Below are 13,638 nucleotides of genomic sequence, written 5' to 3'. Positions count from 1 at the left end.
ATAGGCACTAAAAAGTAATCTTAGTCGGTGGAACGCCGTGTGATGGGAAACTATCACGCACGGTGTGGAGCGGGGGAAAAGCCCGAGGTGGAAACACCAGAGGCTTACCTATCGCTATTTGGGATTGTACCTGATTTCAAAAAAAAGTTGGCAACAGCCAGAGGTCGTAATATTGGAATGAGTATCATATACCAAAATATTCCACAGCTACAGAATCGATATCCGGACGGGCAATGGGAGGAGATATTAGGAGGCTGTGATATGTCCCTGTTTTTAGGCTGTAATGATATGACTACAGCCACCTATTTTAGCAATCGTTCCGGTGAAGTAACCGTGAGTGTGTCCTCGGTCCGAAAAAATTTAAGTACGGTGAGAATGAGCAACTATGTGCCAGGCTATTCAGAATCCAGTTCCGTGGGAAAGAGGATGCTGCTTTTGCCGGATGAGGTACTGCGCTTCCCTCTTGATCAGGCACTTGTGATTATCCGAGGACAGAAAATACTGCGTGTAAGGAAGATGGATTATACTATGCATCCAGATGCAAAAAAACTTATCCAGGAAAAAACGGATTCTCATGTGCCGGTATGGAGACGGGAAGAGGAACTGAGAGCTGAACAGGATAGTAAGGTCCGCCAGGAGGATATCGGGGAGCAGGAATCCGGATTTGAACAGGGAATCTGGTCTGGGAAGGAATTGAAAAAGGAAGATGAATCCCAAGAAGTTGGAAAAAGCAAGGCTAATGAAAAAAATATTCAGGAGGAACCGACAGAGCGGAAACTGGGAATAATAGAGAAAGTGGAGGATTTATTTACAGATGAATGATAGCTTGACTTTTGAAAAGAAAGAGTTGAAATTTCTTTTGGAACGGGAGTTTTTCATACATATAGACTCATTTGAGGATGAAGATTATGCAAAAGCCCGGAGGGCGATTTTTGTTTATGAAAATGCGGACGAGTTTTTTGAGGCTACGGGATGGGAAAGAAACAATCCAGAACTTCGGACTGAGGATTATCTCACCGAGAACCGAGTCTGTCGTTGGTGGAACGGCCGTTTTATTTATTTTTCTAGGATTTTGTGGGAAGATAATCGGGGGACGGGGCTGGAATGATGAAAGGGATTGTTATGACCACACTTTTTATTCTTACTATATTTTTGACCGTTCTATTGGCTCATAATTGGCAGGGATTAGATTCTGAGCAGCAGGCGTTTGTAGAGTTAGCGGCTTACATTGAGGATAAAAAGAAGAATGTATTGGATGAGGGCACAAATAGTGAAAACGTTAAAACCGTGGATAATAAGGGAAAAATAGAAGATAAAGAGGCGAAAATTCTACCGGAATATCATGAACTGGCCTTGAAAAATCCTGATTTTGCTGGATGGATTGTTATTGATGATACTGCGGTTAACTATCCAATCATGCAAACTCCAAAAGAACTGGAATATTATCTACACCGGGATTTTAAAGGCAAGGCCTCTTATGCCGGAACTCCTTTTGTGGGAAGGGGGAACCTGCAGGAGAAAAGAGATCTCTTTTTATATGGACATAACATGAGAAATGGGACAATGTTTGCCGATTTGCTAAAGTACCAGAAGAAGCCATTTTGGGAGGCCCATCAGGTCATTCAAGTGGATAATCTCTATGAGCATCGGGAATACCGGGTATTTTCGGTATTCTATGCAGAAGAAACAGAATGGAGTGAAGAGGGAGGGCTGTTTGCTGATGCTGGTTTGGGGAGCATGAAAAGAGAGGAATTGATTGAAGTACTAATTGAGAGAGGGATGCATGAAAATCGAATATTTCCAGATCATCGTGCTCCACTGTTATTCCTAATTACATGTGGTTACTGGAAAAAGGACAGCCGCTTGGTTGTTGTGGCCATCCGGGAGAAATGATAGGGTAGAAGCGTGTAGTTGCTGATAAGTGCGATGTGATACATAACTTCAGCCAACTTCCAAGGAAAATTGCAGTGAAAAGTATTCTAACCGGCAGAAAATATTCGGTATGCCCAGAATGGTATTGTTACAATTCTGAACAGTAGCAATTCGGGCCGCAGAAAAGTACAAATAAGGGGTTGTTGATATGATTTACTAATGATATTGCTGTTGCAATAAAATATGATAGTAACACATCGTCTGTCTTTCCCATAAAGCATAGTAAAACTGTATATCCCTGTGCAAATAAAAGACATCAATCATACAGAACGGGCTTAGATGAAGGTTATATGATGGTATATGGTAAAATATGGATAAAAAAATTATGGAGGGCACCGAAAAACCGGGCCCGCCTTTTGTAAAATAATCGTAATAAGTGAGAGGTCGAGGCCTTATACTCTCTAACAAGAAGAAAAGGTTACCACTTTTCATTCAGTGCTTGTAACTAGTATTTTTCTGGAACCCGGATATTAGCAACATTATGAAACTTATATTTTTCTACCATACGTTTTTTCATAAGAACCAAATTGTAACGGTAGCAATCTGCTATACCATCCGCAAAGGAGTCAGCATTACCTTCACGTAATTGCTCAAGTGCTAGAATGACTTGCTTGTTGAGATGTGAAAGAGTATGTTTCTTTGACGGATAATAAGCAAAATGGTGTCCCCATTCAAGAAGATGATTGGTCTTAGATAATATAACATATAAGGGTTCTAAAGTGGTATGTTTCATTATAGATTCCAAAATATCTGCCAAATGAATAGAGTCAGAAGAAGTAAATTTATCTGCCAACTCGTCCAGTTCTTCTCTAGAAAACCTTGGAGCTGCAACTAATGCTGCCGGACGAATAATTAATACCATTAGCTGTAGAGCGTGAAGGTAACGTTGTGCTTTTTCTACATATCCGGAATTAAGAGCCAGCTGATGAAGTTTCGTATCATCCGGTTTTATAACAATAGTGCCTTTACCATTTAATGTCTTTACAAAACCTCTTTGTTCAAGTTCTGATAACGCCTTTCTGACCGTCGATATAGATACATCGTACTGTTTGGCCAGTTGCTTTTCGTATGGAAGAAACATTCCAACAGAATACTCTCCAAGGCCAATTTTTAGATTCAGATCATCAATAATCTTTGAGTAATAATAATCCTGACCACGCATGGGATTCCACGAAAACTTCAAACCCGTTTGAGCAGGACATTTGGGATTGGTCTCTGACAGGTAATTTAACGTATTTTGAATGGTATCCGTAAGTCTTTGATACACATTTGAGAGCTGGTTGTACCTTGTGAGTGGTTCATCGCCCTTTAATATATCCATAATGACATTGGTTGCAGATACAGATTCCTGTAAAAAGTGTGTAGAGAAATAGGGGCACACCTCTGCAAAAAATGTAAACTTATTATAGAGACCAAACGTAGAATAGAGTTCGCTGAATAGGGAATTACCTCCTATTCTTAATATATCATATCCTAATTTAGAAGGAGGACGCCATCCACCAGCTGCATATCCTAAACGCAATGCTTTCATAGCCTGTTTATAGTGAGGTAGTACCTCCACATCACAGCCTTGCAAAGCAAAAACCATAAGGGAAGGCAGTATTAAAGCAAAAGTCTGATATACCTGTAAAATACCTTCCTTTTGTTTTAAAATCTCGAAAACAGTATTTGATGAATCATAAGCATCTATAGTTGAAACAACAATCGGTGCAAGGCGAGGCTGAATATCAACCAACCCTTCCTTCCTCAATGCGTTAAAAACGCGGTTAATCGTATATCTGCTCACATGAAATTGTTCACAATACAGCCGTGAAGATGGCAAGGCATTTCCAGGAAGTATTTGACCCTCTAAAATACACTGCTTAATTTCGTTATATACAAATGTAAATTTTGTTTCTTGTGGGTTCATAATTTGCCTCCTATCTATCTGAATTATATCATGACGGAATAATTTTGTCAGTAAGTAATAAGAAAGCGGGAGACCTATTTGCACACCTAACCAATACGAATGTTGCCAAAATGTAAGGATAACATTTATAATAAAACCGTAAATTTATTAGGAAAGAGTTTCAGTATTATGGAAAAACAAAAAATCTTAATCGTCGATGATTCGGAGATGAACCGCTCTCTTTTGGCGGATATCCTGGAAGAGCAATATGATGTGGTGGAGGCTGAGAATGGTGTGGAAGCAATTTCTCTTCTCTCAAGGCAAAGAGCAGATTTTTCCCTTCTGCTTCTGGACATTATGATGCCTGAGATGGATGGATTTGAAGTATTAGCCTACATAAACAAATACCACTGGAATGACACCTTTGCCGTTATTATGATTTCTGCCGATGATTCCCCGGCAAATATAAAGCGGGCTTACGACTTGGGTGCTTTTGACTATATCAGCCGTCCTTTTGATTCGACCATTGTAAAGCGGCGGATTTCCAATACGATGTTTTTATATGCAAGGCAGCAGCGTCTTGAGAAAATTATCGCAGAACAATTCCATGAGCAGGAGAAAAATAATAAGCTGATGATTTCAATCCTGTCTCATATTGTGGAATTTCGGAATGGAGAGAGCGGCTTACATATCCTGCATGTCAATACGATTACTAAGTATCTGCTAAAGCAGCTCGTCCGGCGTACCGAGCAGTATCCCTTGTCCAAAGCTGATATTTCCTTAATCAGTACGGCTTCAGCGCTGCATGATATTGGTAAAATCGCAATTTCCGATACAATATTGAATAAACCTGGACGTCTTACGGCAGAGGAGTTTGAAGTGATGAAAACCCATTCGATGGTCGGAGCCAGAATGCTGTCGGACCTGCCCTTTGAGCAGCAGGAGGCTCCGCTTGTCAAAGTAGCTTCTGAGATTTGCCGGTGGCACCACGAACGGTATGATGGAAATGGTTATCCGGACGGGCTTAAGGGAGACGAAATTCCCATAGCCGCCCAGGTGGTCGCGCTGGCCGATGTATATGATGCCCTGACCAGTGAGCGGTGTTATAAGAAAGCTTATTCACATAAAGAAGCTTTGAACATGATTTTGGAAGGACAATGCGGAGCATTTAATCCGACCCTTTTACTGTGTCTGCAAGAGATTGCGGATACGCTGGAAAGTGAGCTAACTGATAATTCTCCTGAACAGGAGACTAAAAACATTCAGGATATAAGAAATAAAATAGATTACGACAGGTTGTTTTCCTATGAAAAATATACCTTCCTGTCCCGCAAACAGCGGCACCTGCAATTATTATATATTGATTCATTAACCAGTGTCTATAACCGTCGTTATTATGACGAGCATTTTCAAGGCTCAGATAATATTCAGGCAATGGTCGTAATCGATGTGGATAACTTTAAGCATATCAATGATAATTACGGCCATGACGTAGGCGATATTGTGCTGCAGAACATTGCACAAACGGTCTTATCCTGTGTGCGAAAGACAGATGCCGTGATCCGATATGGCGGCGATGAATTTGTAATTATCTTTTTTTGTATTCCTGCCAATATATTTGAGAAAAAACTGGAGAGGATTCGGTATTCTGTCGATAGTCTGATCATTGACGGCCATCCCGAACTACATATGACAGTAAGTATAGGCGGGGTATATGGAACAGGAACCGCAAAAGGACTCTTCAAGGCTGCAGACAGCATGATGTATCAATCAAAAAACACGAAAAACAAAGTGACCATATGTTTTCTTGATGAGAATAAAGACATCACAGACAATATATAAAACGGAGGAAAAGTGATTATGAACCTGAAAGATTGCTATATAAAATTTGGCGGTGATTTTGATGAGGTACTGGGTAGATTGCGGCGTGAAGAGACCGTTCAAAAATTTGCATTTAAATTCCTAGACGATAAAAGCTTTAGCTTGTTTGAATCGTCTATAGGGAGTAAGGACTATGAAGATGCTCTAAGAGCCGTTCATACACTTAAAGGAATCTGTCAAAATCTTTCATTTACCAGATTGTTTGAAAGTAGTAGTTTGGTAACAAACGCATTAAAAGAAAACGATTGGAATAAGGCTGTCGATATGATGCCGAAATTATCAAAGGATTACTATGAAACCATCAATGTTATTAAAGATTTTAAGAATTCCAGGGAGGAATAACATCAATGAGAAATAGTAAAACCAAGGATTCTACAACACGTTTTCTGATATACAGTTTTATTGGACTTTTAATCTTTAGTATTATTATTTTCAGTCTGCTCGGAATCTACATGAGTCGAAAGAGCGAAAAGACCGTTTACGAAATTGGTCAAATTTATATGTCTGGAATGAATAAACAAATGTCCAACCACTTTGAAACTGTTATTAAGTTGCGTTTTGGTCAGGTCAGCGGCATTGTATCTGTTGTCTCAGCAGATAATAACAATAAAGAAAAGTTATATGAGGAACTTGTTTACAGGGCACAGGTCAGGAACTTTGAGCATTTAGCACTTTGTTCTACTGAGGGAAATTTTCAGACTCTTTATGGACAATCAATACAGCCACTGAACCCGGAGCCCTTTGTAGAAGCATTAGTACGAGGAGAACAAAGAGTCGCTTTAGGTAGTGATCCTGCTGGAAATCTAGTGGTATTGTTTGGCGTTGATGCTACTGCTTACCCTATGCAGAATGGCAGTATGAGCACTGGACTGGTAGCAGCCGTTCCACTGGAGTACATCACCGATTTCCTTTCCTTAGAAGATGAAGGGCAGCTGATGTATTATCATATTATCAGGCCGGATGGTAGTTTTGTAATACAAAATCCCAACACGGAGCTGTGGAATTTCTTTGAACAGCTGCAAAAACAGTCTGATTCTGCAGTGAATGAATCATCAGCTGAAAGTCCTGTTGAAAAATTTAACGCTGCTCTTAAAAAACATGAAGAATATGCTGCAACATTGGAAGTAAATAGTGAAGAACGCCAAATCTATGGTATTTCATTGCCTTATTCCGAGTGGTATTTAGTTTCGGTGATGCCGTATAGCATATTAGACGATGCCATAAATAATCTGAGCAGCCAGCGCATGTTCATGACATTGTTGTCATGTGCTTCTGTTCTAATTATTTTGACACTGATTTTCCTCCGGTATTTCTCTATAACACGTTCACAGCTGAATGAATTGGAGAAGGCCCGGCAGACGGCTCTTGAAGCGAACAAAGCCAAAAGTGAATTTTTAGCGAACATGAGCCATGATATCCGTACACCTATGAACGCGATTGTAGGCATGACAGCGATTGCCACAGCCCACATGGATGACAGGAAACAAGTAGAGAATTGCCTCAGAAAGATTACATTATCAAGCAAACATCTCTTAGGGCTAATCAATGACGTTTTAGATATGTCTAAAATTGAAAGTGGCAAATTAACGTTGACAACCGAACAAATTTCATTAAAGGAAGTCGTTGAAGGCATTGTTAACATCATGCAGCCACAGGTTAAGACTAAAAAGCAGACCTTTGACATACACGTTGAAAATATATTAACAGAAAATGTGTGGTGTGACGGCATACGCTTAAATCAGGTTTTACTTAATCTCTTATCGAATGCAACGAAGTATACACCGGAGGGTGGCTCAATACAGTTATCCCTCTCTGAAGAAAAATCTCCGAAAGGGGAAAACTATGTACGGATTTATATCAAAGTTAAGGATAATGGAATTGGCATGTCGCCCGAATTCCTGAAAAGAATATATGAATCCTATAGCCGTGCGGATGGAGCCCGGATACATAAAACGGAGGGGGCCGGTTTGGGCATGGCGATTACAAAGTATATTGTGGATGCAATGGAAGGAACCATCGATATACAAAGTGAGCCAGATAAAGGTACCGAATTTCTACTCATGTTTGATTTTGAAAAAGCCGCCGCAATGGAAATGGATATGGTTCTTCCCGCCTGGAATATGCTGGTGGTTGATGATGACGAATTATTATGCGAGACAGCCATTGACGCGCTGAAATCCATCGGAATAAGAGCAGAATGGACATTAAGCGGAGAAAAGGCAATAGAATTGGTAAATGAACACCACAAAAAGAGAGAAGATTATCAAATTATTCTGCTGGATTGGAAACTGCCGGGTATGAATGGAATTCAGGTTGCGAAAGAAATCCGGAGTAATCTGGGAGATGAAGTGCCGATTTTGTTGATTTCTGCATATGACTGGAGTGAATTTGAAGCAGAGGCCCGTGAAGCAGGTATCAGTGGTTTTATTTCCAAGCCGCTTTTTAAATCTACGCTGTATCATGCTTTATGTCAGTATATGGACGTTGGAACAGAGCATGAGCAGACATTGAATCAAAATATTGATCTATCCGGACGTCGCATCCTGCTTGCCGAGGATAATGAGCTGAACTGGGAGGTTGCAAAAGAACTTCTGACAGACTTGGGCGTGGAACTGGATTGGGCGGAGGATGGCCGGATATGTCTGGACAAGTTCCAAAAATCATCGGAGGGTTATTACGATATCATTCTTATGGACATACGAATGCCGCATATGACAGGATATGAAGCCACAAAAGCGATTCGGGGACTGAATCATCCTAATGCCCTGTCGATTCCAATTATAGCGATGAGTGCAGATGCTTTTTCTGATGACATACAACGTTGCTTGGAGTTCGGTATGAATGCTCATATAGCAAAACCTATTGATATCGTGGAAGTGTCCCGTTTACTGAAAAGGTTTCTGACTTAAGGTGCCTTAGAGGATATTTAGAGGAAAATATGGTAAAATTTAACTATAATCTGCAGCGATTTTACAAATGAGAGGAGAATCAAATGAAAAAGAGAGTAAGAAAGCTGTTTCTTATGGCAAGTATTCTGTGTGTCGTGAGCCTTGTGGTGTGTGCCTGTGGAGGTAAAAAACTCGAACAGATAGATGCAGTTGAAACTGCTCCGACACAGCAACCAGAGGAGTCAGGTGAAACACCTTCGGAAGAGAAGGCTTCCACTCTAGAATCATTTACAGAAAACACTTTCGAGAAATGGGAAGACAGCAATCCGAATCTGGAAGGAAGTATTAAGGAACTCCAGGAAGGACAGTTCACAGTTGTAGAGGCTATTACAGAAAAAGCAGACAATGGCGGCGATATCGTGGTATCCCCAGGAAATGGTGATGATTCGGAATTTAACAAAGTCACGGTTACATATGATGAGAATACCATAGTCGCAATACAGACTATTAAGAATGGAGGGGACAGTTATGAAATGTCAGAAGCAACTGCCGATTTTCTGTCAGAAGGTCATATGGTGAAAGTATGGGGAACACCGTCCAGCAATGGACTGAAAGCAACCTGGATTTGTATCGTGATGGTTGTATAAATATCTGAAAAAAGTAATTAGGATACTTTGGGTGATAAGAGAATGGATAACCTAGTTCTTTTCTAAAATAGTAATATTAAAAAAACTTGACTAGTGAAAGATGACGAAATAGAAAAATCAAATATGTTTGCAAAAAAATCAGGAGAGTAATAGTGAAGTTATTTCCGAAGATGAAAGTGAAAAAAGTGTACCTGTGTTATCTCTTAATATTGCTTATTATAATGGGTATTCTTCTGATAATAGTTCTGTATGGGAAACAGAACAGCAGCAAAGATGGAAATATCCTTGCTGGGGCAAGTCCGGATACAAGTGCTTTCCAGTTTTATTATTTTGATGGGAAAGCCGTTACACTAAGAACCCTGTACGACCCCGCCATGGAAAAAGAATTGATAAAAAAGATTAATGCACTACCTATGGAGATTGCAGACAAAGATGCAATTGCAGGTATGGAAGTTCCCTTTTATGGAATACGGATTAGTGATAAGGAGGGATATGATATTACCGTGGCACTATCCAAAGGTGTCTGGCTTAAAAATGACGGTACGATTTATTATGGGGACACAGACCTTTCACTTTTATGGGAACAAATGGAGGGGGAGGATGAGGATAATTCCCTAACGGTGCTGAATTTTCCCAATGCAGGGCTTTTGACCGCCTATCATCTGTTCTTTATGATGAAAGCGGAGGAACCGGATGGGGAAGTAGTGGAAGGGGTGGTTATGTCTGTGGAGGATATTCAACCAAGTAGGATTACCGTGTCTATTACAAATAACAGCGGTGAAGAATTTTCTTACGGCAGATATTTCTCTCTCCAGAAGCAGATAGACGGCCAGTGGTACACGATGCCAGTTCAGGCAGATAATATAGGTTTTGAGGATTTAGCCTGTGTCTTGCCAGATGGGAAAAGTGCGAGTGAAACATATGACCTTAATATTTATGGAACGCTGGAGCCGGGAATATACAGGCTGGTGGTACAAAATTTAAGTGCTGAATTTTTAGTTGGACACGGTAATCTGTCCGCAAAAAGGGATTGAATGTAATGATGAGGCAGAAGCTCCTGATGGCTGGGCAAAGTGGATTATTCCTGGTTATGAGTACATTTATGTGGAACGTGACAGTGAGGATTCTTGTTCAATAAAATATTTGAAAGATAATGGTATCTCATTGGTGGGAGCGGTTCATGATTTTATTAGCCTGGGTGGAGCTCTCCGGGAAGTAAATGAAGAATTGGGGATTATTCTGAATCCGAAAGATGGGAAGAGGATTTCACGGATTTGTCGGGAACAAACGAGGGATTTGTATGATGTGTGGGTATTTTATAACGATGTCGATATTTCAGATATCACACTTTAGGAAACAGAGGTTGTAGATGTAAAATGGGTGACGGATGAAGAGTTGATCAAGATGGAACGAAAAGGGGAGTTGCATCCATTACTTGCGCTAACAACGTAACAAAAAAGATTTTTTTATGGAGGAAATCTATGAGAAATTCAATTTGTGGGATTGATTGTATGAAATGTGAATTAAAAGAAACATGCTATGGTTGTGCTGTGACAGAGGGACATCCTTTTCATGGCGGGTGTGTGCTGGCGGCATGCTGTCTAAGTAATGGATATGAGCATTGCGGGAAATGCCACAATGAAAAATGCAGGCTTAAAGAACAGATGATTGCAGAATACTGTATGCTTGGCATTGAAGATATGGAAGAAATTACTGGGCTTAATGCGTGCAAGGGATCATATATCAATCTTACATATACGTTTTCGAGCGGTCAGGCAGTGAAACTGTTAGATGATGACAAGATATATTTAGGTAACCAGCTTAGCAAAAAAGATAGTAGCAGATACTATGGGATAGCAGCGGATGAGAGCGTTCTGATAGTTAGTGAATATGATGCGGATGGATCCAATGCGGAGATCATTGTATATAAAAAAAGAAATATTAAAAGGTAGACGGAAGTAATATATCTACAATGAGAAGAAAAGAAGCTGTTTTATCAGCTTCATGAAGTTATTAATCCTAGGATATTTTTAAGCTTTGATAAGCGGTATAGTCCTTGGTGTACTGATTGGGCTTCACCCAATCATGAATAAAAGCCTGCAGCCGATTATTTTGGCGCTGAAATCCATTCCTCCATTAATACTTGCTCTTATCGTACTACTTCCTACATTTCATCTACTATTCGAGGCAGTAATAGTTATCGGCAGCATTTGCTCGGTTTTTGTGGAACAATTAATGGGAGTGTATTAATTGAACAGGGGTATTTTGACAATGCCATGGTAATGGGGACAAGAGCATTAAAAAGTATTTTGTAATCCTGCCTGCCGCATAACCGCATATTACATTTGGAGTAACTATTACATTAAAAGTTTTCTTTATTTTGCTGGTGATTGTAGAAATATCTGTCACAAATATTATGAATATAATGTTCATAAAGGGTAAAATATAGTATATTGCATATGCTATCAATCAAGGATCTCTGAAACGAATAAAACTTAAATAAGATTGTAGAATCAGTGGGATAGCTATATAAATAAGGTAATATTTTCGTATAAGCAACAGGAGGATATTCAAATGTATGATATAATTATTATTGGAGCTGGACCAGCCGGTATCAGTGCAGCTATTTATGGAAAAAGCAGAGGAAAAAGGATTCTGATGTTGGAAAAGAATCAGGTTGGCGGTTTGATTGGAACTGTCTCAACAGTTACGCATTATACTGCAATCATGAAAGAAGAATCTGGTAAGACATTTGCTGAACGTATGAAAGAGCAAGCACTTAGTGCTGGTGTAGAGATTCGCTATGAAAATGTGACAGAGACAAAACTCATAGGTAATATTAAGAAAATCGTTACAGATAAAGAAAGTTATGAATGTAAAACAGTAATTCTTGCGAATGGTGGCTCTGGCCGTATGTTAGGAGTTCCAGGTGAAAGTTTAAAAGGTATCAGATTAAATGCACCAAAAGATGGTTTTGATTATAAGGGTAAGAATATCTATATCATTGGTGGAGCAGATGGCGCAGTAAAGGAAGCCGTTTACCTGGCTGGAATTGCAGGAAAGGTAACAATTGTATGTGTGGAAGATGAACTTGTATGTATACAAGAATTTAAAGATAAAGTTGCTGCATACCATAATATTGAAATTATGCCGCATTCAAGTCTCACAGCAGTATATGGTAACGAAAGAGCTGAGGAGCTTGAATTTACGGACAACAAAACCGGGAAAAAACAGATCATAAAGGATGCAGAGTGCGGAGTATTTGTATATGCAGGTATTGTTCCGAACACTCAGATATATACGGAATTGAAGTTAGATAACGGATATATTCCAGTGGATGAATTGATGCAGACAGAAATTCCCGGAGTTTTTGCTGCGGGAGATATCTGTGTAAAAAAGCTAAGACAAGTAGCTACAGCAGTTGCTGATGGAGCAATCGCAGGAATACAGGCTGCAGCAGTGTGTTAATAAAAACAGCTGGTAATGGGTTGATATAAATTTACAAATATATCCTTAGATGTTTTTTAGAGAAGTATTTGCTATAATCGTATTTGTAAAACATTAAATAACCTCATTTAAGAAAGGAGTTATGAGTCGTGAAAAGAAAGATTGCAATATTATTAATGACAGGAATTTGTCTGATGCATACAGTACCCTGTTTTGCATCCCAGTCGTCGATGGTCAGTGTTTCCAATTCCGAAGAAGCTCAATATACCACGCTCCCGGATGCAGATACTCTGCAAAAAGATGTGGGATTCAAGCCTAAGGCCCCAGAAACCCTAGCAGGCGGTTATCAGTTTAATAGTGGTCATATAACAGAATTATTTGATTTGGATACAAATGGCGCTCAAATCAACAAACATAAAGGTATCGACTTCCGATATTTAAAAAAGGACAATAATACCACCAAATCGGTTTCCTTATCTGCCGAACCGGCATCAGGGCAATCTCATTCAAAAGATACTACTGTTATAAAATATGGGGAAATAGATATGTATTATGGTATGGCTCAGGCTAATTCTCTGTCTTGGATTAATGGGGATGTTTGCTACATCCTTATGGACATTAATAAGAATGTATCAAAAGATGAAATGGTGGCAATGGCTAAAGATATGATTGATTAGCTATATCCATTATAACTAGTACAATTAAGAGTAAAAATAAGAATAGGGAATGTGAATTTCCTACTCTTATTTTTTTGCAGAGCAGCAGATGCTGCTCCGTTATTTTAACATAAATAGATGCATCCTTCACTAGAATCTCTTTATAGAATATTATTTTTTCATTATGCATTGGCATTCCGTACAGCAAATTTTCTTCTATCCCCTTTTTCACGTTAACAGATACACAAAGCAACCCATATGCGTATAAAGAAAAAACTCTAAGCCAATTTGAGTATATA

At 39.4% G+C, this 13,638-nt stretch carries 12 protein-coding genes and 1 pseudogene; 12 read left to right on the top strand and 1 reads right to left on the bottom strand.

The genetic code is table 11. The features are described from left to right. Nucleotides 1-120: 120 nt before the first annotated feature. From H8S75_RS31255 to H8S75_RS31245, 3 genes and pseudogenes are all read left to right on the top strand, one after another. Nucleotides 121-822, top strand: a pseudogene (locus tag H8S75_RS31255) (type IV secretory system conjugative DNA transfer family protein); the annotation flags it as partial. After that, nucleotides 815-1,108, top strand: a complete 294-nt coding sequence (locus H8S75_RS31250; protein WP_002591319.1) for a hypothetical protein — start codon at nt 815-817, stop codon at nt 1,106-1,108. The pseudogene H8S75_RS31255 and the gene H8S75_RS31250, both read left to right, overlap by 8 nt. Continuing rightward, complete coding sequence (locus H8S75_RS31245; RefSeq protein WP_117566147.1) at nt 1,105-1,893, top strand: class B sortase; 789 nt, start codon at nt 1,105-1,107, stop codon at nt 1,891-1,893. Before H8S75_RS31250 ends, H8S75_RS31245 begins: the two co-directional genes overlap by 4 nt. Nucleotides 1,894-2,377: 484 nt before the next feature. On the opposite strand, the gene H8S75_RS31240 is transcribed toward H8S75_RS31245, so the two are convergent. After that, nucleotides 2,378-3,841 (bottom strand): GntR family transcriptional regulator, encoded by a 1,464-nt coding sequence (locus H8S75_RS31240; protein ID WP_117566148.1) that lies wholly within the window; start codon nt 3,839-3,841, stop codon nt 2,378-2,380. A gap of 168 nt (nt 3,842-4,009) precedes the next feature. Between H8S75_RS31240 and H8S75_RS31235 the strand changes: the two genes are divergently transcribed. The 9 genes from H8S75_RS31235 (at nt 4,010) to H8S75_RS31195 (ending at nt 13,360) form a co-directional block, all read left to right on the top strand. Beyond that, the gene (locus H8S75_RS31235) at nt 4,010-5,662 is read left to right on the top strand and encodes a diguanylate cyclase (protein ID WP_117566157.1); all 1,653 of its coding nucleotides are present in this window, start codon (nt 4,010-4,012) and stop codon (nt 5,660-5,662) included. An 18-nt stretch (nt 5,663-5,680) separates the two neighbouring features. Beyond that, entirely contained in the window at nt 5,681-6,043 is a 363-nt protein-coding gene (locus H8S75_RS31230; RefSeq protein ID WP_117566149.1) for an Hpt domain-containing protein, read from the top strand. A 5-nt stretch (nt 6,044-6,048) separates the two neighbouring features. Then, entirely contained in the window at nt 6,049-8,610 is a 2,562-nt protein-coding gene (locus tag H8S75_RS31225) for a hybrid sensor histidine kinase/response regulator (RefSeq protein WP_187024798.1), read from the top strand. Nucleotides 8,611-8,693: 83 nt separating this feature from the next. Further along, nucleotides 8,694-9,236 (top strand): hypothetical protein, encoded by a 543-nt coding sequence (locus tag H8S75_RS31220; protein WP_055654248.1) that lies wholly within the window; start codon nt 8,694-8,696, stop codon nt 9,234-9,236. 152 nt (nt 9,237-9,388) lie between these two features. Next, nucleotides 9,389-10,270, top strand: a complete 882-nt coding sequence (locus H8S75_RS31215; RefSeq protein ID WP_039893134.1) for an immunoglobulin-like domain-containing protein — start codon at nt 9,389-9,391, stop codon at nt 10,268-10,270. After that, nucleotides 10,236-10,589, top strand: a complete 354-nt coding sequence (locus H8S75_RS32985) for an NUDIX hydrolase (protein WP_243270541.1) — start codon at nt 10,236-10,238, stop codon at nt 10,587-10,589. The genes H8S75_RS31215 and H8S75_RS32985 overlap by 35 nt, the downstream gene beginning before the upstream one ends. A gap of 128 nt (nt 10,590-10,717) precedes the next feature. Next, entirely contained in the window at nt 10,718-11,188 is a 471-nt protein-coding gene (locus tag H8S75_RS31205; protein ID WP_243270540.1) for a DUF3795 domain-containing protein, read from the top strand. A gap of 622 nt (nt 11,189-11,810) precedes the next feature. Further along, nucleotides 11,811-12,704, top strand: coding sequence for an NAD(P)/FAD-dependent oxidoreductase (locus tag H8S75_RS31200; protein WP_187024797.1), 894 nt, complete (start codon nt 11,811-11,813; stop codon nt 12,702-12,704). A 128-nt stretch (nt 12,705-12,832) separates the two neighbouring features. After that, nucleotides 12,833-13,360, top strand: a complete 528-nt coding sequence (locus H8S75_RS31195; RefSeq protein WP_187024796.1) for a DUF4367 domain-containing protein — start codon at nt 12,833-12,835, stop codon at nt 13,358-13,360. The last annotated feature ends 278 nt before the right edge of the window (nt 13,361-13,638 follow it).

The sequence above is a fragment of the Hungatella hominis genome, from assembly GCF_014288005.1.
Classification (GTDB): Bacteria; Bacillota; Clostridia; order Lachnospirales; family Lachnospiraceae; genus Hungatella; species Hungatella effluvii.
The sequence above is the reverse complement of the archived record's forward strand: the minus strand, read 5'-3'. Positions and strand labels throughout refer to the sequence as shown.

Coding starts and splice junctions, on each gene's coding strand:
- H8S75_RS31250 (WP_002591319.1), top strand. CDS start 815: ATGAATGATAGCTTGACTTTTGAAAAGAAAGAGTTGAAATTTCTTTTG.
- H8S75_RS31245 (WP_117566147.1), top strand. CDS start 1,105: ATGATGAAAGGGATTGTTATGACCACACTTTTTATTCTTACTATATTT.
- H8S75_RS31240 (WP_117566148.1), bottom strand. CDS start 3,841: ATGAACCCACAAGAAACAAAATTTACATTTGTATATAACGAAATTAAG.
- H8S75_RS31235 (WP_117566157.1), top strand. CDS start 4,010: ATGGAAAAACAAAAAATCTTAATCGTCGATGATTCGGAGATGAACCGC.
- H8S75_RS31230 (WP_117566149.1), top strand. CDS start 5,681: ATGAACCTGAAAGATTGCTATATAAAATTTGGCGGTGATTTTGATGAG.
- H8S75_RS31225 (WP_187024798.1), top strand. CDS start 6,049: ATGAGAAATAGTAAAACCAAGGATTCTACAACACGTTTTCTGATATAC.
- H8S75_RS31220 (WP_055654248.1), top strand. CDS start 8,694: ATGAAAAAGAGAGTAAGAAAGCTGTTTCTTATGGCAAGTATTCTGTGT.
- H8S75_RS31205 (WP_243270540.1), top strand. CDS start 10,718: ATGAGAAATTCAATTTGTGGGATTGATTGTATGAAATGTGAATTAAAA.
- H8S75_RS31200 (WP_187024797.1), top strand. CDS start 11,811: ATGTATGATATAATTATTATTGGAGCTGGACCAGCCGGTATCAGTGCA.